Origin of the sequence: Nitrospina sp. P1_D6 (assembly GCF_052156615.1) — a bacterium.
Lineage (GTDB): Bacteria > Nitrospinota > Nitrospinia > Nitrospinales > Nitrospinaceae > Nitrospina.
The window spans coordinates 23,316-42,799 of the sequence record NZ_JBQKUN010000003.1 but is presented as its reverse complement, the minus strand read 5'-3'; the positions used below and the strand labels follow the sequence as shown (position 1 = coordinate 42,799).

Annotated in this window: 18 protein-coding genes and 1 pseudogene; 11 read left to right on the top strand and 8 right to left on the bottom strand. The window is 58.9% G+C overall.

Annotated features, from left to right (window positions below; translation table 11 throughout):
- The first annotated feature begins 251 nt into the window (after positions 1-251).
- The 8 genes and pseudogenes from ACTRXA_RS06380 to ACTRXA_RS06345 all read left to right on the top strand — a co-directional run bounded on the left by ACTRXA_RS06380 (position 252) and on the right by ACTRXA_RS06345 (position 8,721).
- On the top strand, positions 252-1,247 hold the full coding sequence (locus ACTRXA_RS06380; protein ID WP_442426380.1) for a DsbA family protein: 996 nt from the start codon (positions 252-254) through the stop codon (positions 1,245-1,247).
- A gap of 138 nt (positions 1,248-1,385) precedes the next feature.
- Positions 1,386-1,856 (top strand): protein-disulfide reductase DsbD domain-containing protein, encoded by a 471-nt coding sequence (locus ACTRXA_RS06375; RefSeq protein ID WP_442426379.1) that lies wholly within the window; start codon positions 1,386-1,388, stop codon positions 1,854-1,856.
- A gap of 51 nt (positions 1,857-1,907) precedes the next feature.
- Positions 1,908-4,541, top strand: a complete 2,634-nt coding sequence (locus ACTRXA_RS06370) for a CBS domain-containing protein (protein ID WP_442426378.1) — start codon at positions 1,908-1,910, stop codon at positions 4,539-4,541.
- Positions 4,542-4,619: 78 nt separating this feature from the next.
- Positions 4,620-5,957, top strand: coding sequence for an NCS2 family permease (locus ACTRXA_RS06365; RefSeq protein WP_442426377.1), 1,338 nt, complete (start codon positions 4,620-4,622; stop codon positions 5,955-5,957).
- Positions 5,958-6,056: 99 nt separating this feature from the next.
- Positions 6,057-6,596 (top strand): hypothetical protein, encoded by a 540-nt coding sequence (locus ACTRXA_RS06360; RefSeq protein WP_442426376.1) that lies wholly within the window; start codon positions 6,057-6,059, stop codon positions 6,594-6,596.
- A gap of 15 nt (positions 6,597-6,611) precedes the next feature.
- Positions 6,612-7,184: a hypothetical protein gene (locus ACTRXA_RS06355; protein ID WP_442426375.1), complete on the top strand. Its 573-nt coding sequence runs from the start codon at positions 6,612-6,614 to the stop codon at positions 7,182-7,184.
- 29 nt (positions 7,185-7,213) lie between these two features.
- Positions 7,214-8,415, top strand: a pseudogene (locus tag ACTRXA_RS06350) (WD40/YVTN/BNR-like repeat-containing protein).
- A gap of 45 nt (positions 8,416-8,460) precedes the next feature.
- Positions 8,461-8,721, top strand: a complete 261-nt coding sequence (locus tag ACTRXA_RS06345; RefSeq protein ID WP_442426374.1) for a MoaD/ThiS family protein — start codon at positions 8,461-8,463, stop codon at positions 8,719-8,721.
- Between the two features lie 97 nt (positions 8,722-8,818).
- Here the strand turns inward: ACTRXA_RS06345 and ACTRXA_RS06340 are convergent, their stop codons facing one another.
- The 4 genes from ACTRXA_RS06340 to ACTRXA_RS06325 form a co-directional block, all read right to left on the bottom strand.
- On the bottom strand, positions 8,819-9,064 hold the full coding sequence (locus tag ACTRXA_RS06340; RefSeq protein ID WP_442426373.1) for a hypothetical protein: 246 nt from the start codon (positions 9,062-9,064) through the stop codon (positions 8,819-8,821).
- A 53-nt stretch (positions 9,065-9,117) separates the two neighbouring features.
- A complete protein-coding gene (locus tag ACTRXA_RS06335) occupies positions 9,118-10,713 on the bottom strand; it encodes a S41 family peptidase (RefSeq protein WP_442426372.1) in 1,596 nt (531 codons plus the stop codon).
- Between the two features lie 7 nt (positions 10,714-10,720).
- Positions 10,721-11,344, bottom strand: coding sequence for a DsbA family protein (locus ACTRXA_RS06330; RefSeq protein WP_442426371.1), 624 nt, complete (start codon positions 11,342-11,344; stop codon positions 10,721-10,723).
- Positions 11,345-11,421: 77 nt separating this feature from the next.
- On the bottom strand, positions 11,422-12,771 hold the full coding sequence (locus ACTRXA_RS06325) for a multiheme c-type cytochrome (RefSeq protein ID WP_442426370.1): 1,350 nt from the start codon (positions 12,769-12,771) through the stop codon (positions 11,422-11,424).
- A gap of 180 nt (positions 12,772-12,951) precedes the next feature.
- Here ACTRXA_RS06325 and ACTRXA_RS06320 point away from each other — a divergent pair, with 180 nt between their 5' ends.
- Positions 12,952-13,830 carry a PHP domain-containing protein gene (locus tag ACTRXA_RS06320; protein WP_442426369.1) on the top strand — a complete coding sequence of 293 codons (879 nt, stop codon included), beginning with the start codon at positions 12,952-12,954 and terminating at the stop codon, positions 13,828-13,830.
- A gap of 37 nt (positions 13,831-13,867) precedes the next feature.
- On the opposite strand, the gene ruvB is transcribed toward ACTRXA_RS06320, so the two are convergent.
- The 4 genes from ruvB to ACTRXA_RS06300 are packed head-to-tail and all read right to left on the bottom strand — an operon-like array spanning position 13,868 to position 16,843.
- Positions 13,868-14,908, bottom strand: coding sequence for a Holliday junction branch migration DNA helicase RuvB (gene ruvB / locus ACTRXA_RS06315; RefSeq protein ID WP_442426368.1), 1,041 nt, complete (start codon positions 14,906-14,908; stop codon positions 13,868-13,870).
- Positions 14,909-14,918: 10 nt separating this feature from the next.
- A complete protein-coding gene (ruvA, locus tag ACTRXA_RS06310) occupies positions 14,919-15,515 on the bottom strand; it encodes a Holliday junction branch migration protein RuvA (RefSeq protein WP_442426367.1) in 597 nt (198 codons plus the stop codon).
- Positions 15,516-15,519: 4 nt separating this feature from the next.
- A complete protein-coding gene (ruvC, locus tag ACTRXA_RS06305) occupies positions 15,520-16,029 on the bottom strand; it encodes a crossover junction endodeoxyribonuclease RuvC (protein WP_442426366.1) in 510 nt (169 codons plus the stop codon).
- Positions 16,030-16,087: 58 nt separating this feature from the next.
- Positions 16,088-16,843 carry a YebC/PmpR family DNA-binding transcriptional regulator gene (locus ACTRXA_RS06300; RefSeq protein ID WP_442426365.1) on the bottom strand — a complete coding sequence of 252 codons (756 nt, stop codon included), beginning with the start codon at positions 16,841-16,843 and terminating at the stop codon, positions 16,088-16,090.
- Between the two features lie 199 nt (positions 16,844-17,042).
- Between ACTRXA_RS06300 and ACTRXA_RS06295 the strand changes: the two genes are divergently transcribed.
- Complete coding sequence (locus ACTRXA_RS06295; RefSeq protein ID WP_442426364.1) at positions 17,043-17,756, top strand: 2Fe-2S iron-sulfur cluster-binding protein; 714 nt, start codon at positions 17,043-17,045, stop codon at positions 17,754-17,756.
- Positions 17,753-19,432: an FAD-binding protein gene (locus tag ACTRXA_RS06290; RefSeq protein ID WP_442426363.1), complete on the top strand. Its 1,680-nt coding sequence runs from the start codon at positions 17,753-17,755 to the stop codon at positions 19,430-19,432. Before ACTRXA_RS06295 ends, ACTRXA_RS06290 begins: the two co-directional genes overlap by 4 nt.
- The last annotated feature ends 52 nt before the right edge of the window (positions 19,433-19,484 follow it).

Below are 19,484 nucleotides of genomic sequence, written 5' to 3'. Positions count from 1 at the left end.
GGCCCCTGTTTTGTTTTATCCGCTTTTTTTCGGTACCGGGCGAAAAAAGGAAGCCGACAATCCATTTGCGATTGCTCTTGCGATTGATGGATAATGGATAACAGACGGAAGTTCACGTTATGGGGACGGACCTTCCAGATTCATCTCCTTCCCCTGCAATTGATTCAAGAAATGATATGCGCCCTTCAGTAAAAATTTCGTTGGTTCTCGCCCTTCCCTGGATCCTGGTTCTTTTTTGGTCTCTCAGCCCGATGGCTGAAGAAACCCAGCCTGACGTTCCCAACTTTCACAACAACCCCCGGGTGGCTGAAGTGGGTGAACACGACATCCACCTCGACGATCTTAAAAACCCGCAGATTCAGGACATGATGCAACGCCTGCACAGCATGCAGAGCATACTGCTCAAGCAGAAAACCATCGAGCTGCTGCAGGACGAGCATCCCGAGATTCTGGAAATCCGTGCGGCACGAATCAATCGCGAAGACATCATCCGCATGTACCAGGAAGAAATGGGACTGGATGATCTCGAAGGCCTGAACTCCTCTGCGGTGCAGAACATGATCCGCAATTATGTGGAACGCCTGCGTCAGGATGCGTATCTGAAAGAGTTGAATCAGCGTTACGAGTTTGCCGTGAACAAGGGATGGGTGAAGGATTACTTCGAGGCGCCAAACGACTTCAAGCTGGTGGCGGGCATCGGCACGGCCATGCTGTGGTTCAAGCCCGATCAAAAGGAACCGCGGAAAGTGTTCCTCATGGAGTATTCGGACTTTCTGTGCCCGTTCTGCAAAAAAGTGCAGACGACGTTGAAACACCTGCGCCAGACGTATGGCGACACCGTGCAGTTCGGATACCGTCACTTTCCCCTGCACAAGGAAGCCTTCGCCATAGCCGAAGCCGTGGAATGCGCGCGGGCACAGGGCCGTTTCTGGGAATATCAGTCGGCAGTATACAAGGATCCGCAGGCGTTCAAGAGTGAAGACGCCTTGATCCGCACGGCACAGGATGTGGGTGTGGACAATCTGAAAGACTTCAAGGCCTGCATGATGGAAGGCCGTTTCCGGGACCGGGTGGAACGGGATTTCCGACAGGGTATTGAAATCGGAATTCAGGGGACGCCCACCTTCATCATTGGTACATACAATTTCACCGAATCCACCATCCACGGCGAGATGTTTTCCGGCGCCGTGTCCAGCGAGCAATTTGTCCGCACCATCGAAAAATACATCCAGCTCTCTAAAAACTAACACTCATTCGTCCGTCTTCCCGGGTGCACGGCGACCCCAAAGTTCACGATGCGCTCTCAATTCCAAAACTCAGATGAACCCCTCCCTGGAATTCGAATTCCTTGCGGGGTTTCGATTTTCTGCGCTGTTTGCCTGCTGATGCTTTGCGGATTCAAACCCGTCCAGGAATTTTTAAAAGACCGGGCCGAGCAGATCCAGATCGACGTCCACGCCATGGCGGAAAAGGACGTGGTGCAGCCCGGGGAAACATTTAAAATTTTTGTCGTGGCTGTGCCGAAGAAAGGCTGGCATTTCTATTCCATGCAGGCCAACGGAGAAGATCCGACGGTCGCCACACGCCTCAAGATCAAGCAAAGTTCGTTTGAAGCAGTGGGAGACTGGGCGGAAACGCCGCCCACGCTGGTCAAGGATGAGGCCCTTGGCCGCTGGGTGAAGGTGCACAGCCACCGCGCCGAGTTTTCACACACGCTATCGGTGCCGGCAGACCTCGCAACCGGAACGCATGTGGTGCATGGCACCATCACCTACCGCATCTGTGACAACAAGGTCTGCGCCCTTCCTCAGGACCGTCCGTTTACGTTTCATGTTATAGTGAAAGCGAAAGAATGACGAAACCCCGGACCCGACCCGGGTTCTTTTGTTTTCGGTCACGGCCGCCCCATGGAAATCATCACCACGCATATCAGCGCGGACTTTGACTGTGTGGCGGCGATGGTTGCCACCCAGAAACTGTATCCCGGCGCACATATGGTGTTCTCGTCTTCGGTCGAGAACCCCGTGCAGGACTATCTGCGCGCGTTTGGGAATCCCTTCCAGTTCACGCGCGCGAAGGATGTGGACCTCGACCGGGTCACGCGCCTGATCGTGGTCGACACGCAGGATGCAAACCGCATCGGCCCCTTCAAAGCCCTCCTCGGTAGAAAAGACGTCGAAGTCCACGTCTACGATCACCACCTCGATATGGCGAAACCTCTGCATGCCGACAAGGCGGTGGTGCGCAAACGCGGTTCGTCCGCCACCATCCTGTGCGAAGAACTGGCCGAAAGGGGCATCGAGCTGACGGAATTTGAAGCGACGCTCATGATCCTCGGTATCTACCAGGACACGCACTCGCTGGTGTCCGCGTCCACCACGCCGGAAGATTTTTACGCGGTCGGGCAGATGGTGAAGCTGGGCGCAGACCTGCAGGCCGTTTCGGAGTTCGTTGAGGCGCGGCTGAACCAGGAGCAACGGGATGTGATGAAGACCCTGAGTCAAAGTTTGGAAGTGGGCACTTACAACGGGGTCCAGATCGCGCTCGCGCAGGCAACGGTGGAATATTACATCGGGGACCTGGCTGTGGTCGTGTCGCGGCTGCTGGAACTGGAAAACCTCAAGGTGCTCTTTGCGCTGGTGTGCCTGGACAACCGCGTGTACGTCATTGGGAGAAGCCGTACGGAAGAAGTGAACGTGGGGCGCATCCTGAGGGAGCTGGGCGGTGGGGGGCACCCGAATGCGGCCTCGGCCAGCACCTCGGACCGCACACTCATCCAGACCCGGGAACAGCTTGTGTCCGTCCTTCATGAAAAAGTCGAACCGCTCAACCGCATCCAGCATGTCATGCATTCGCCCGTGGTCTCCGTTCAGGCGAAGCAGAGCATCACCGAGGTGGAACGTACCATGACGAGGTTCAACCTCAGCACGCTTCCGGTATTGTCCAACAAGAAACCGGTAGGGCTGATAACGCGCCAGGTGGTGGAGAAGGCCATCCATCACAAGCTGGGGCGTGAGCGGGTGGAGGACTTCATGGCGCACGAGTTTGCGGTAACGACTCCCGACGCATATTTCAAGACGGTGGTTCCCAGCATCATCGAGGCCAAGCAGAAGGTGGTGCCGGTGGTGCATCCCAAAACGGGCCACATGATGGGCATCGTCAGCCGCGGTGACCTTCTGCGCCTCCTGCATCAGGACATGGGGCGCTACGCTCCGGAGCCCTACGCAGCGCTGCTCGATCAAGGCGACCTTTATGTCAAAAACGTCAAAAGCCTGCTCCGGGAGCGGCTTCCAAAGTCCGTCATGACGCGCCTCCATGACGTTTCGCAACTGGCGGACGACATGGGCGTTTCGGTGTACGGCGTGGGTGGCTTCGTTCGCGATTTGCTCCTGCGCATCGAAAACCTCGACCTCGATATCGTGGTGGAAGGGGACGGCATGCAGTTCGCCCGCAAACTGGGGAAGGAATATGAAGCCCGCGTGGTGGCTCATGAAAAGTTCGGCACGTCGGTGGTCATATTTCCCGACGGGTTCAAAATCGATGTTGCCACGGCGCGTATGGAATATTACACGCATCCCGCCGCCTTGCCGACGGTGGAGATGAGCTCGATCAAGTCCGACCTGTTTCGCCGCGATTTCACGTTCAATGCGCTGGCAATCAAGCTGAACGGCAAGGATGCATTCACGCTGATCGATTACTTCAACGGCCAGAAGGACCTCAAGGACGGGGTGGTGCGCGTGCTCCACAACCTGAGTTTCGTTGAGGACCCCTGCCGTGCGTTCCGCGCCGTGCGGTTCGAACAGCGGCTCGGGTTCACCATCGGCAAGCAGACCGAGTCGTTTCTCAAGCGCGCGGTGGCGAAAAAAATCGTGCACAAACTGAGCGGCACGCGCTTGTACAACGAACTCATGCGTATGCTGGAAGAGAAAAAACCGATCCGCTGTTTCGCCCGCATGAAAGAGCTGGGGCTGTTGCAGGTCATCCATCCCCGAATGATGAAAAACAGCAGGAACATTCAGATCCTGGAGCGCATCGAGGAAATATTCGCATTGTCCAATGTCATCAAACTGGTGGAACGGCCGGATGTTGGATTCGTGTATTTTCTGGGTGCGTTGTACGGCATGAAAAATGCCGACCTCAACCAGCTTGCCACGCGGCTCAGCCTGCCGGCAAAAATCAAGGCGCGGATGAAGGGGGATCTTGCCAACTGTGAATCGGTCCTCAAGACCCTCAAACGGCGGCGCAAGTTCGATCCGAGTGAGATCTACAACCTGCTTTCGGAGATGTCCACGGAAGCCATCCTGCTCATGATGGCGGTGTCCAACAGCGATCGTATCAACAAGCACGTTCTCATGTACTTCACGCAGTACAATCCGTCGGCGACGCTGTCGCTCACCGGCGATGACCTGATCCAGATGGGCATCCGGCCGGGTCCTGTTTTCAAGACCGTGTTCAAGACGCTCCGCGACGCACGCATCAACGGACAGGTGCGCAACCGGGACGACGAGGTGGCGCTGGTTGAAAAAGAGTTTTTGAATTGAGACCCGCCCCATGTCTCCCCGTGCCTTTTCCATTTGGATGTTCATGATCCCATCCCACCTTAGCCTGAGACTTCATCGATGAGCCGATGGCTTGCATTCCTCGACCGCCGTTTCCGCATCAGTGAGCAGGGCAGTACGCCGCTCACCGAAATGCGCGCCGGGACGGTGACGTTCCTCACCGCGTCGTACATCATTTTCGTGCAACCGGCGGTGATGGCGCAGGCGGGCATGGACTTCGGCGCGGTGATGACAGCGACGTGCCTTGCCGCGGCGCTGGGGTGCCTCATCATGGGGCTCGGCGCCAATTACCCCATCGCGCTCGCGCCCGGAATGGGCATCAATTTTTATTTCACCTACACCGTGGTCATGGGGCAGGGCATCCCGTGGCAGGTGGCGATGGGCGCGGTGTTCCTGTCCGGTATCGGGTTGATCCTGCTCACCGTACTCCGCTTCCGTGAAGTCATCATCAACAGCCTGCCCAACGACATCAAGGTCGGCATTTCCGTGGGCATCGGCCTGTTCATCGCCTTCATCGGCTTCGTGCAGGGCGGGATCGTCATGGCGCACCCCGGCACCCTGGTGCAACTGGCCCCCTTGAATTCATTGCCTGCCATGTTCACCGTGGCGGGGGTGGGATTGATTGGAATCCTGCTCCAGAGAAAAATCAAGGGCGCCATCCTGATCGGCATGGGAGTGACGACGCTTGCCGCCCTGCCGTTTGGCCTGGTGGAATTCCACGGCGTGGTGTCCCTGCCGCCGGATCTGGCGCCGACGCTGTTGCAGTTGGACATCCGGGGTGCGCTGGACCTGGGACTGCTCACCATCGCCGCGGTGTTCCTGTTCGTCGACCTGTTCGACACCGCGGGCACGCTGGTGGGGGTGGGTCACCAGGGCGGGTTTTTGAAAGACGGGCGCCTGCCGCGCGTCAACCGCGCGTTGTGGCCGGACTCGGTGGCCACCACGGCGGGATCGGTGCTGGGCACCACCACCGTCACCTGCTACATCGAAAGCGCGGCGGGCGTCGCCGAGGGCGGGCGGACTGGCCTTGCCAGCGTGGTGACGGCACTCCTCTTTCTGCTCGCCCTGTTCTTCGCGCCGCTGGCGAAAATGATCGGTGGAGGCTACCATCTTGACCACGATACCATTCTCTATCCCATCACCGCGCCGGTGCTCGTCATTGTCGGCGCCATGATGGCGGGGAACGTCACGCGCATCGACTGGAAATCCTGGGACGAGGCCCTGCCTGCGTTCCTCATCATGATCGGCATGCCGTTGACCTACAGCATCGCCGACGGCATGGCGCTGGGATTCATTCTCTACCCCGTAATCAAGGTGGCCTGCGGCAAGGCCCGACAGGTGCACTGGATCATGTATGTGATCGCCGTCATGTTCCTCCTGCGCTACCTCACCGTATAAAGGGGAGGGCGGTTTTTGGCTGCCGGACTTGTGATATACTTGGAGCCGTTTTAAGCAACAAACCACGCTGAACGCGAATCTGGAAAGGAAAGGCCCCACTTGGCAAGCGTTGAATACCTGATCAAGCAGTTTTTGAGTCCGGACAAACGGACTCTCGACCTCAGCAATTACCACATTGGCGACAAAGGCGTTGAGCAGCTGGTGGAATCATCGCAATTGAAGCGCGGCAAGCTGCGCACCCTGCGCCTTCCGAACAACGACATCAGCGACGAAGGTGCGCGGGTTCTCGCGGAATGCGAGCACTTCAAGAACCTGCGTGAGCTGGAGTTGTATGGCAACGTCATCAGCGACGACGGGGTGAGAGCCATTGCCACTTCACCTCATTTCGTCAAGCTCAAGAAGCTGGGGCTTTACGGCAATTTGATCGAGGACGAGGGTGCCATTGCCATTGCCGAGTCGGAGACTCTGACCAAGGTCACGCACCTGTTCATCACGGCCAATCGAATTCGCAAGGAAGGGATCGAGGCGCTCAAGAAGGCCCGGTGCCGCACCCGCCTGTGCCACCTTCATGTGGACGACCTTTCCGATTTTGCGTTTGACGACGACGATGAGGATGAAGACGAAGACGACGACGATTGACCAGGGGGAGGCTCCATGAAGCGCTGGCCGATTCTGCTGTTTGCGTTTTTACTGGTTCTTGGGTTCAGTCCGGTTTCCCAGGCACAGTTCTTCGATCGGGAGGACGTGTTCTCGAAAGAGGAAATCGATTACGAGAAGGTTTTCAAGGAAGGGTTGTCCGGCGGAGGACGCACCCTGAAGTTGAATGGCAAGAAGATCGGCGACAAGGGGCTGGCCCTTCTTCTCGAAAAGGATTTTCTCAAAAAAGTCACCAAGCTGGATCTACGCTACAACGAAATCTCCGAACGCGGTGCGGCTATCCTGGCCCAATCCCCGGCGCTGGCCAATATCAAGAAACTCGAGTTGCGGCACAATTACCTTTTGGACAAGGGAACGGTGGCGCTCGCCTCATCCAAAAACATGCCGAAGCTCGAAAACCTCGGTCTCAGTTTCAATGAAATCCGCGACGAGGGCGCACTGGCGCTGGCCGAATCGCAGAGCTTTCCCAAACTGAAAAAACTCGATTTGCGCGGCAACTTCCTTGCCGACACCACTAAAGACACGCTTCAAAAAAAACTCGGGCACCTCAAGTCGCTGAAGCTGTTCTGATTCCGCCTTTTCATGGAGGAGGCTGTTGAATGGCACGCACCACTTCGCAAAAAAAGGCGGTCCGCAAAGCCACGTCTGCAACCAGCAAAAAGAAAGCGTCCCGGTCTCGCGAATCGAACAAGCTGGTTGTGCTGGTCGGGACCCGCAAGGGAGCCTGGCTGTATCACGGCGACACCAAACGCAGGACCTGGAAATTGAGCGGACCGCACTTCCTCGGCCAGATCATTAACCACATGGTGCTCGACCCGCGCGACGGCAGGACCCTGCTTGTGGCCGCGAGCACGGGTCACCTGGGGCCGACGGTATTCCGCTCCACCAACCTGGGACGCAAATGGGAAGAGGCGGCCCGGCCGCCGGCATTTGCCAAATCCGATAACGGCCGCTCCGTCGATCACACCTTCTGGTTGCAACCGGGGCATGCCAGCCAGCCCGGCGTGTGGTACGCGGGCACCTCGCCGCAGGGCCTGTTCCGCACGGAAGATTCCGGCAAGACCTGGGAACCGTTTTCCAGTATCAACGACGACCCGCAGTTTCTGCGCTGGATGGGGAGCGTACAGGACGGCACGCCCGACGGACCCAAACTGCACTCCATCCTCATCGACCCGCGCGACCCGGACCATTTCTACTTCGCCATGTCCAGTGGCGGTGTGCACGAATCGTTGGATGGTGGCAGAACCTGGGAGGTGTTGATAGACGGACTGGATGTGGTCGATGGATTCGACCGCAGTGACCCCATGTTTCACGATCCGCATTGCGTGCGCCTGTGCCCGAGCAATCCCGATCGTCTTTACCAGCAGAACCACTGCGGCATTTACCGCCTGGACCGTCCCTCGAAAACCTGGGAACGCATCGGTAAAAAAATGCCGAAGAAGGTGGGCGACATCGGCTTCCCCATGGTGGTGCACCCGCGGGATGACAACACCGCATGGGTGTTTCCAATGGATGGCGCCACCGTCTGGCCGCGAACCGCGGTGGAGGGCAGGCCCTGCGCTTACGTCACCAGGAACGGGGGCAAAACCTGGAAACGCCTCGATAACGGCTTTCCGGAAAGCCAGGCGTGGTGGACGGTGAAGCGGCAGGCGATGACCGGGGACCACGCGGATCCGGTCGGTTTGTATGTCGGAACCACCAGTGGTGAGTTGTGGATGAGCCGCGACGAGGGAAACAAATGGACCTGCATGGCGGCCACCTGCCGGAAATCTATTCCGTGGAAGTGGCGGAGGCGGGCTGACGGGCCGAACCGGCGTTCCTCTCCACTTTTAAACGAGGCCAAACCATGAGGGTGCGGATTCCCAGCCCGCTTTTCTCGTACACGAACCACAAGGACGTGGTCGAAGCCAGGGGCGCTACGCTGGCCGAGGTTCTGAACGATCTCGACCGCCGGTTCCCCGGACTTCGGTTTCGGGTGGTGGACGAGCAGGACCGGATGCGTCCGCACATCCGGTTCTTCGTCAACGGCGAGCAGGAGTTCGACTTGAACCGGCCGCTCCAACCCGCCGACGCCATCGACATCGTGCAGGCGCTCAGCGGCGGCTGATTCGCCGAGTGGGGCTGGGGACTGAGCCCCTCCAGCCTGGCACCACCCTTCCTTACAATATTTTCAATGAGAACCCGGCCCGGAACAGGCTGGTGTGTCAGGCAATGTGGGTGATGCCTGAATCTTCGTCGAAGACGAAGGTGCCGCCTTCCGGGTCGCGGTAGTTGATTTCCTTCACTTCCCAGAGATGCTTCTTCATCACATCGGCTTCCGCGACGTGATAACGGCCGTTCTCCTCCCGTTGCAGGAGCAGGTACTGATTGTTGTCGTTGGACACGATGGTCCACGTTTTGAAATCGCTTTGCACGATCCCTTTTTCAAAATCGATATTGATGATGTTCATTCTCTTTGATCACTCCCTGGAACAAACACGTTGATTGAGAAACAGGTTTGATGTCAGTAATGAATGTCGTTGGCCAGCTCCCTCGCCTTGGCCAGAGCGTGGCTTTTCGAGGGGTGCTGGATATCGCGGACCACCAGTTTGGCAAACTCCACGAGGGGATCGGTGGAACCGGTGATGGTATAGCCTTTTTGCTTGAGATAGTCAATCAATTCGGCTTCCTTGAAGTGCGTCGCCAGATCCCGGGCACGCTGGCCGGGCTCCTTCCTGGGCCCTTTGGGCTCGCGTTGGCCATTTGCCTGGTTGCTTTCAGGAAGGTCCTTTTCGACGATGATTTCCGGCGTGATCCCGTGCTGGTTGATGTCGATGCCCGACGGCGTGTAGTACTTGGACGTGGTCAGGCGCAGGCCGGAACCGTCGCTCATGCGGAAAATGGTCTGCACCGATCCCTTGCCGTAAGAATTTTCACCCAGAATGAGCGCCTTGCCGGAGTCCTTCAGCGAGCCCGCAACGATCTCCGATGCGCTGGCGCTCTGCTTGTTGATGAGCACCACGAGCGGCAGGTGCGTCAGCGTGTTTTTATACAAGGCCTGGTAGGTCTGCATGTCGTTGCGGTCGCGGCCCCGGGTGTAGACGATCAATTCCCCCTTGTTCAGGAAGTGGCTGGCTACCTTGACCGACTGGCTGAGCAGGCCGCCGGGATTGTTCCGCAGGTCCATGATGAAGGCGGTGACCCCTTCCTCCAGGGCCTGGTTCAACGCCACCTGCAACTGGTCGTTGGTCTGCTTGGAAAAACTGTTGATCGAAAGGTAGCCGACCCCGTCGCCCATATTTTTGTATTCCACCGTTTCAATGGAGATGATTTCGCGCGTCAGGGTGATTTCCTTCGTGGAACTGGTGGACGGTCGGAAAACCTGGATCTGCACTTTGGTGTTGGGGTATCCGCGCAGGCGCTCGGCCAGTTCGTTGATCTGCATGCCTTCCACGGTCTGCCCGTCCACCTGGCTGATGACGTCCTTAGGCAGAATGCCCGCGCGCTCGGCGGGCGAATTTTTGAGCGTCCGCACGACCGTGAGTTTGAGGTCCTGCATGGTGATCACCATGCCCACGCCGCCGTATTGGCCCTCCGTGTCGCGCATCGACCGCTCGAAATCGCTTTTGTCCATGTACAGGGAGTAGGGGTCGAGGGAACTCATGAGCCCGATGATGGCCGCCTGCTCGATGTCCTTTTTCTTCAGCTTGCCCTGGTATTCGTTGGCGAGAAAGTAGTAAACGGACCGGAACGCCCCCATATTTTCATGACGGCTGAAGCTGAGACGATAGCTCAGGCGGGTGTTGTTGTGCTTCAACACCTGCCCGGAATACACGTCGGTCACGGTCAGGGTTTTCTCCGGTGCTTTGGCGATCATGCCCTGGATGCTGGATTCGAACAGGGTTTTGTAGTCGGGCGGGTACACGTAATTGCCCGCCACGAGGTCCAGCACCTCCTCGAAAACTTCCAGGTCGTCATCGAAAAATCCCGCGTGGGCGGAGGTGGGCAGGGGAGACGGACCCGGTGCGGGATTCCACGGCGCGATCAGGGCGAGGCTCAGCGCCAGCGCGCCCAGAACGCCCAGCCATTTGCCGATGCCTGTCCGTTTGCCCGTTTTCATTGTGCCATCACTGTTTCAGAAGGTCGTTGAAAATCACGATCAGGTTGTCCGTCATCTTTTTCACATCACCGCCGGAAAGGCTGGGCGTCACTTTCAACGTTTCGTTGATGATGATGGTCGGCGTCTCATCCACGCCGAACTCCTGTGCCCGCTGCAGGGACTGTTGCACCTTGTTGCGGATGCGCGGGGATTTCATTCCCTCGGTCATGGCTTGCTGCATGCCGAAATCCTGAGACAGCATGCTGATCACCCGCGGCTGGAACACATTCACACCCAGCTGAAAATTGGTGTCAAACATCGTTTTGGTGAACTTTTCCTCCATGCCCTGCTCGTCGGCGATGTAGAACGCCATTGCGGGGTAGGGAGTCTGCTGGCCCCAGTAGATCGGTTGCTTCTTGTGCAGCAGCTGACCTTTGAACTGTTTGTGCAGGCGTTTGGATTCTTCCAGGAATCCGTAACAGTGGCCGCAGGAGTAATTGAAAAACTCCATGATTTCGATCTGCTTGATGTTTTCCAGGTTTTTCAGGTCGCCGATGATCTTGTAATGTCCGGCGATGTTCGGTCCGTCGGCCAAAGCCGGTGTGGCGATGAAGCTGGCAACCAGGATGAGAAGCGGGATGAATCGTTTCATTGAATACTCCATGTACGCGTGAAATCGGTCTATCAATTATAGTAGCAAACGGCCCGAACGGGGACCGTTAAAATTTCTTAATGGCGGATTTTCGGCCAGTAGGTTTCGTAGTTGAAGTTGGGGCTGTGCTTCGGCACGTGGCATTGCGAGCAGGCCCCGCGCGCCTCTTCGGCGAACCCCCCCTGCGGGGCCCGGCTGTGATCCAGCCGCGCACCGTGACACATTTCGCACTGCACGTTTTTCAATTCCGGCGTGTCGATTTCGCTGATGAACCCGCCGGGCTTTTCAAACCCCGTGGTGTGGCATTTCAGGCATTCGGGATCAAACGACTTGTTGACCTCTTTCAACGTGGCGTAGGCGTGAGCGTGACGCGAGCCGGACCACGTTTCATGTGCGTCCGTGTGACAGGTTTTGCAGGTGGACTCGGTGGCGTACACCTGCGTGCGGTCTTTCGTGCGCTTGGCTTTCAGTGTTTCGAAAAAAAGCGCTTCGATTTCCTTGTTGTACTCGTCGTGCAGGGCGGTCATCTCCGGGTCATCCGGGATTTTAGAATCCAGCCGCACCATGTGGTGCTCATAGGTTTTCTTCCCGCCGTCCACCGTGACGCGTAATTCCCCCATCTTCTGGCCCAAGGGTGCGGCCTGCGCGAATATTTTTTGCCCCTTTCGCACCGGTTGCATGTCGATCTGGTCCGACTCGTCCTCGATGTGGCCGTTGATGACGACATCGACGCCGTCAAGATCGAGCAACCCCAACGCCTTCTTGCGCTTCATGTGGGTGAGGAGGACGACGAGGTCGGGTGGTCCTCCCTGTTCGATGTCCTTCAAGAGTTCGTCCACCGCTTTCGTCGGGTCCTGCATTGCAATCTGGCTATGGCCGGAGACGTAGAACAGGTCCGGATCGGCCACGGCGAGCACCGCCACTTTGAGGCCATTATCAAAGGTTTTGATGCGGTAGCGCGGCGGGTCCATGCCCTCGATCTGCATGTTGGAGACGAGCCACGGAATGCCCTCCTGCTTTTTGAGGAACTCGTTGCCGTAAAGCAGGTCGCGGTCGCCCAGAGTCACTGCGTCGTAACCCATGCGGGACATGGCGGTCATCAGGTAGCGTGCCTTGATGCGGCCCTGCCGGGTGGATTCCTTGAAGTTGTCGCCGAGATCGACAAACAGGAGGGAACTGGCCTCCGGAACCGCGTTTTTCAAGTAACCCATCCTGCGCTCGATGCCGCCCTGGTCCTCTTCCTTCGCACAGCCGCAGGGTTTCAACTCGCCCAGCGTGTTGCCGGAAAAAACGATCAGCATTTCGCGTGGCGGGGTTTCCATCTGCGGATTTCCGGACGCCGCGTGGGACTCCGGCATGGGCGAACAGGCGGCGAACGCCCAGCCCAACCCGGCCAAAATGAAGGACAATGCTATTCTCATCAGCATGCGCACGGTGTTTCCATAAAGGGATCAATGGGTTAAATGTATCGGAATTCCGGCTCCAAGGCAAACCTCTCAGCGCACTCCTGCATCTTATTCAAAGCGACCATCGCTACCCCGCCGAGGTTTATTTGGACCCCGCTTCCAAACGCGGTACCATGAAAACATACTCATCACAGGCACTTCATGACCGAAAAGTTCGAAATTCACATGCATAGCAACTACTCCGACGGCGAATTCTCGCCCACGAAACTGGTGGACATCGCCCGCAACAACGGCGTCTCCATTCTGTCGCTCACCGACCACGATACTTTCTCCGGAATCCCGGAATTCATTGACGCTGGAGAAAAGGCGGGATTGATTGTGTTTCCGGGGATCGAGATGACCGTCAAGTACGGTGACCTGCAGCTGCACGTACTCGGATATTTCAAGGACCTGGCCAGCATTCGGAGCGCGTTGTGGGACCGAGTTGAGACCATGAAAGCGCAACGCGAGGAACGCATGCGCACCATGATTGACAAGCTGAACAGCGTGGTGCCGGACCGCTTTCAGGGACAGATCACCTTCGAGAACGTGCAGAAGGCGGCGGAGGGTGTGCTGGCCCGGCCGCATCTCGCCCGCGAGATGGTGCGCCTCGGCATCGTGAAGCACACCGGAGAAGCGTTCGAAAAATACCTCGTGCAGTACAACGTCCAGCGCGAAAACATCCACGTCGATGAAGCATTGAAACTCATGCGCGAAAGTGGCGGCGTGCCGGTCATCGCGCATCCCGGCGAGCGCACCTACGCGCTCCACCGCCCGGACAAGGGCATCGGCTTCGACGACATCCCGCCGCGGCTGGAAGAATTGAAAGCGATGGGACTGATGGGGCTGGAGGCGATCTACCCCTACCACGAGAAGACCGGCAAGGTGGATTACTTTCTCAAGCTGGCGGAAGACCACGGCATGATCGCCACCGGAAGCCGCGACTTCCACGGCTTCCACACGCACCAGACGCCGGACCTGCTGGGCACGACGAAGATGGAACCCACCTTCCTCGAACGGTTCCGCCAGGCCTGGGGTTGATTGCCCGCCCGATCCTCAATAAAAGTTTTCCGGTAAATCAGAACAGCGGTTTTTGCGGTGTGTCGTTGCCCGTGGAGGGCGTGATGCCGAAGTGGTGGAACGCGGCATCGGTCACCACGCGGCCGCGCGGCGTGCGGTGCAGGAGCCCGCACTGGATGAGAAACGGTTCGTACACATCCTCGATGGTATCCCTCTCTTCGTTGATCGACGCCGCCAGGCTGTCGATGCCCACCGGTCCGCCCTTGAACTTCTCGATCATCGTGAGCAACAGCTTGTGGTCCATCTTGTCGAGGCCGATGCGGTCCACTTCCATCATCGCCAGCGCCTGCTCGGCGATGGGGCGGGTGATGACACCGTCGCCCTTCACCTGCGCGTAATCGCGCACGCGGCGGAGCAGACGGTTGGCGATGCGCGGCGTGCCGCGCGACCGTTGCGCCACCTCGCGCCCGCCCTCTTCCGTCATGTCCACTTTCAAGATTTCCGCCGAGCGGTGAACGATTTTTTCCAGGTCTTGCGGTGTGTAGTAATCGAGCCGGTGCACCACGCCGAAGCGGTCGCGCAGGGGCGAGGTCAGAAGACCCGCCCGCGTCGTTGCGCCGATCAGGGTGAACGGCGGCAGGTCGAGTTTGATTGAGCGGGCGCTCGGGCCCTGGCCGATCATGATGTCGAGTTTGAAGTCCTCCATCGCCGGATACAGGATCTCTTCAATGATGCGCGGCAGGCGGTGGATTTCGTCGATGAACAGCAGGTCGCCTTCCTGCAGGTTGGTGAGGAGCGCCGCCAGGTCGCCGGACTTCTCGATGACCGGACCCGACGTGCTGGTCAGCGCGGCCCTCATCTCCGAAGCGATGATGTTGGCGAGCGTCGTCTTGCCCAGCCCCGGTGGTCCGTAGAACAGAACGTGGTCGAGCGTCTCACCGCGCATCTTGGCCGCTGACAGGAAGATGGCGAGGTTCTCCTTCACCTTGTCCTGCCCGATGTATTCCGCGAACGTGCGCGGACGCAGGCTGGTTTCGAACTGCGCTTCCTGCGTGTCCAGCGTGTAACGGGTTTCGGGATTTTCGCGGTCGGGTTCCATGGGCATGAGGTCAGGACAGGCGGTTGAGGCTTTCCTTGATGAGGGTTTCGAGCGCCGGGGTGTCCGCCTGTTCCTCCCAGACCTGTTTCAACGCTTTCTCCGCGTCGCCTTTTTTGTAACCGAGGTTGATGAGCGCCGAGAGCGCGTCTTCCAGCAGACGGTGCGTCGTGCCCGTGGCCGGCGATTCGCCTGACACCTTGTCCATCTTTGCCAGCTTGTCTTTCAATTCCAGTACCAACCGCTCGGCGGTTTTGCGTCCCACCCCCGGCACGGTGCTGATGCGGGCCACGTCGTTTTTGGCGATGGCGTCCAGCAGCTCGTCCACCGGCATGCCGGAAAGGATGGCGAGCGCCAGCTTCGGTCCCACCTTGTTGATGCCGATGAGCGTTTCAAAAATCTGTTTCTCCTCCTCGCGAAGGAAGCCGTAAAGCTTGAACGTGTCTTCCTTGTGGTAGCTGTGGATGAGCAGGGTGACGGGCTGTCCCGTCTCCGGCATTTCGTAGTAATTGTTGAGCGAAACGAAGGCTTCGTAGCCGACTCCGTGCACGTCGACGATCACGGAAACGGGCGTCTTGCGGGCGAGGGTGCCGTTCAAATGCGCGATCATGGTTTCATCTCCTGGAGGACAGGGCTTCTTTCAACCGGTTGGAGGTTCCGTGGTTGTGCAGGTGGCAGATGGCCACCGCCAGTGCGTCCGAGGCGTCCAACGGCTCGGGTTTGCTTTTCAAGCGGAGCAGGGTGGTGACCATGTCCCGCACCTGGTTTTTGTCGGCGCGACCGTAACCGACGATGGACAGCTTCACTTCGAGCGGCGTGTATTCGGCGACCGTCAGGCTGGCGTTGACCGCCGCAAGCAGGGCCACGCCGCGCGTCTGTCCGAGTTTGATGGTGGACTGGGCGTTGACCGCAAAAAACAGGTCTTCGATGGCGACGACCTCCGGCTTGTACTCGTCGATGACGCGCGTGAGGTCGTCGTATATGGCTTTCAACCGTTCGGGAAAGGGGGTGCGGCTTTTCGACTTGATGCTTCCCCAGTGGATGCTTTTCAGGGTGCTGCGGTCTGACTCGACGATGCCGTATCCGGTGCAGTTGCTGCCGGGGTCGATGCCGAGAACACGCATGAGTGGTTTCCCCGTAGGTTGAGTTTCCGTTCCGCGCCGGGAGGAGAGGTCCGGGCGGTCAAGCGCTTTCGTCGATGGCGGCCATCACCTCTTCCGGGATGTCGAAATTGGAATAGGCTTTCTGCACGTCATCGTGGTCGTCTAGCAGGTCCATGAGTTTCAGGACCGCGCGTCCGTTCTGTTCGTCCACCGGCACGGTGTTCTGCGGGATGGCGGTGATCTCCGCGAATTCGGTCGGAACGTTTTTGTCTTTCAGCGCCTGGTGCACGGTCTCGAAGTTTTCCATGGAGGTGGTGATCTCATACTGCTCGCCGGTGTTCTGCATGTCGTCCGCCCCGGCTTCCAGCGCCAGTTCCATCATCGTGTCTTCATCCATCGCGTCGCTTTTGACGAGGATCAATCCCTTTTTCTCGAAGATCCAGTTGACGCATCCGTTCTCGCCCATGTTGCCGCCGTTTTTTCCAAGCATGGCGCGGATTTCCCCGACGGTGCGGTTTTTGTTGTCGGTCATGACCTCGATGAGGATGGCGACGCCGCCGGGACCGTATCCCTCATAAGTGATTTCTTCGTAACTCGTGCCTTCCAGCTCGCCCGTGCCTTTCTTGATGGCGCGGTTGATGTTGTCCTGCGGCATGTTCTGCTCTTTGGCCGCGGCGATGGCGGTGCGCAGGCGCGGGTTGGCGTTGGGATCGCCCCCGCCGAGACGCGCGGCGACGGTGATTTCTTTAATCAGTTTGGTGAAGATTTTGCCGCGCTTGGCATCGGCGGCGCCCTTCTTGTGCTTGATGGTGGACCACTTGGAATGACCGGACATGTGCTTAACTTCCTGAATGAATTGACTCTTCCCGGCTAAAATAGCACAAATTCAAAAACTCGGCAAATAAAGGTCGAGTCGGAAAACGGCTGGAGGTTTCGCATTGCAATGGAACGCGAATGCCGTTACCGTGGCGCGGTTGCGCACACCGGAAGATTGGGTATAACATGGTGTAACTAAAACGTTTGTGAGTTCTGATATGGACGATCGCACTCAGGATAAAGCCGGACCCGAGGCCCCGAAAACCAAAACCGTCGAGATCCTGTGGAACGGACGCGATCCGATCCAGGCGCGGGCCGGGGAGACCATCGTGCACGCCCTGTGGAATGCGGGCCAGGGAAAACTTGTGCGTACGGGATGTGTCGGCGGCGTCTGCGGCGCCTGCACGGTGACGGTGCGCCTGCCCGACGGTCAACCCAGCCGTACGGAACTGGCCTGCATGTGTCCGGTTCAGGACGGCATGCAGGTGTTCCCCTTCGCGGTGGACGCCATCCCGCCGGTGGAACCGAAAGCCGGCGCGACGGCTGACGACCTGCGCGCCGCGTACCCAACCCTCGACCGCTGCACCAAGTGCGGCAGTTGCACCGTGGCGTGCCCGATGTCGATCCCGGTGATGGAATCGGTCCTGCGCATGCAGAAAGGCGAGTTCGACCAGGTGGCGGAAGACTTCACAACCTGCATCCACTGCGGCCTGTGCCGTGCGGTGTGTGAGGACAAGGTGAAACCACACAACATGGGAATCTGGGTGCGGCGCTCCCTCGGCATGAGCGGCGACCCATCGGCGCTGGAAGAAAAAATCGCGGCACTGCAACAGGACGACGGACAGGCGGAGTGGGATTACCTGATGAACGCCGATCCCGGGGAACGGTTGGAACGCGCCAAAGAGATTCGCAGGAACGGGAGGCCGGCATGACCTTCGACTGGGCGGCGGAATCGATCGAACATGTCAACCGAACCCGCGCCGCGCGCAAGGACGAAAACCTTCCGGATTTGAGCGAGGACAATGCGAATGCATTGATCCGCGCCCACCACCCGGATTACGTTGGCGCCGAACGTCAGGTCAAGGTGGGGCCCAATGCCAACAGCGGTGAGTTTCCTTTGGAACTCGCGGCATTGTTGGAATCGGACAGCCCCCTGCCCGCGGATTTTGCACCGAAGGTGGACATCGAGACCGATGTGCTGATCATCGGTGGCGGCGGTGCGGGTGTGGCGGCGGCACTGGGACTTGAAAACTCCGGGCTCACCGTGCACCTCGCAACGAAACTCCGGCTGGGTGATTCCAACACGGTCATGGCCGAGGGCGGCATCCAGGCGGCGCTCGGTCCCGACGACTCCCCCCAACGCCATTTTGCCGACGCGTATGTCGGCGGTCACGGCAAGAACGACCCTGACCTTCTCAAAATTCTGTGCGAATCCGGTCCCCCCAGCATCCAGTGGCTGGTACAGCTCGGCGTGCTGTTCGATCCCGGAGACAACGGCCTGTTCCGCCTGAAGCCGGGCGGCGGCACCTCCGTGCCGAGGGTGATGGCGTGCCGCGACTACACCGGGCTCGAGATCATGCGCGTCCTGCGCGACGCGGTGATGGGCGGCAGTACGAAATTTCTCGAGAACGAAGCGGCGGTGGAACTGGTTGACGACGGCCACGGCCAGGTGACCGGTGCGGTGTTGTGGAACACGGAGACGGGAAAGCTCACCACCGTGTCGGCCAGGGCGGTGATCCTCGCCACCGGCGGCAGTGGTCAGTTGCGTTTCCAGAATTTTCCCACCAGCAACCACATGGGCGCGACGGGCGACGGGATCATCCTCGCCTACAGGCAGGGCTGTTCGCTGGTGCACCTGGAAAGCTACCAGTACCATCCGTCCGGTGCGGCCTACCCGGAAGCGCTGGCGGGGCAACTGGTAACCGAATCCATCCGCGCCAGCGGCGCGCAGATATTGAACGCCAACGGAGAGCGGTTCGTGAACGAACTCACCTACCGCGACGTGGTGGCGGCGGCGATCATAAAAGAAGCGGCCGAAGGCCGGGCCGTAACCACGCCGCACGGGCGCCAGGGAGTGTGGCTGGACACGCCGATGATCGATCTGTTGAAAGGCGAGGGCACGCTGGCGAAGCAGTTTCCCGGCCTCATTCACCGGTTCAAACGGTACGGCATCGACCCCGTTCGCCAGCCGGTGCTCATCTACCCGACGCTGCACTACCAGAACGGAGGCGTCAAGGTGGACACTCAATGCAGGACCGAGCGTCCCGGCCTGTGGGCGGCGGGGGAGGTGACCGGCGGGCTGCACGGCACCAACCGGTTGATGGGCAACTCGCTTCTTGATATAATTGTGTTCGGAAGGCGCGCTGCCGAATCCGTGCAGAGCAGCCTGCCGGAACGGAACAGTGTGACGCTCTCCGCGCTCAACCGGTTTCGCGAGGCGCTCCAGAATCTGCCCGAGGCGAACGGCCGAACGGCGCCGCAATTGTATCCGTTGGCTTCCAACCTGAAGTTCGAAGCCCCACCCGCACCCGAAGCGGTGGCGGAACCGAAGGCGCAGGGCGGCGCGTTCAACCTTTCGGAACCCCCGGACCCGTTTGCGGGCCGGTGATCAAAAGACAACCCAGTTAGCTGGCATTCCTCAACCCCGCGGCGCACCCGCC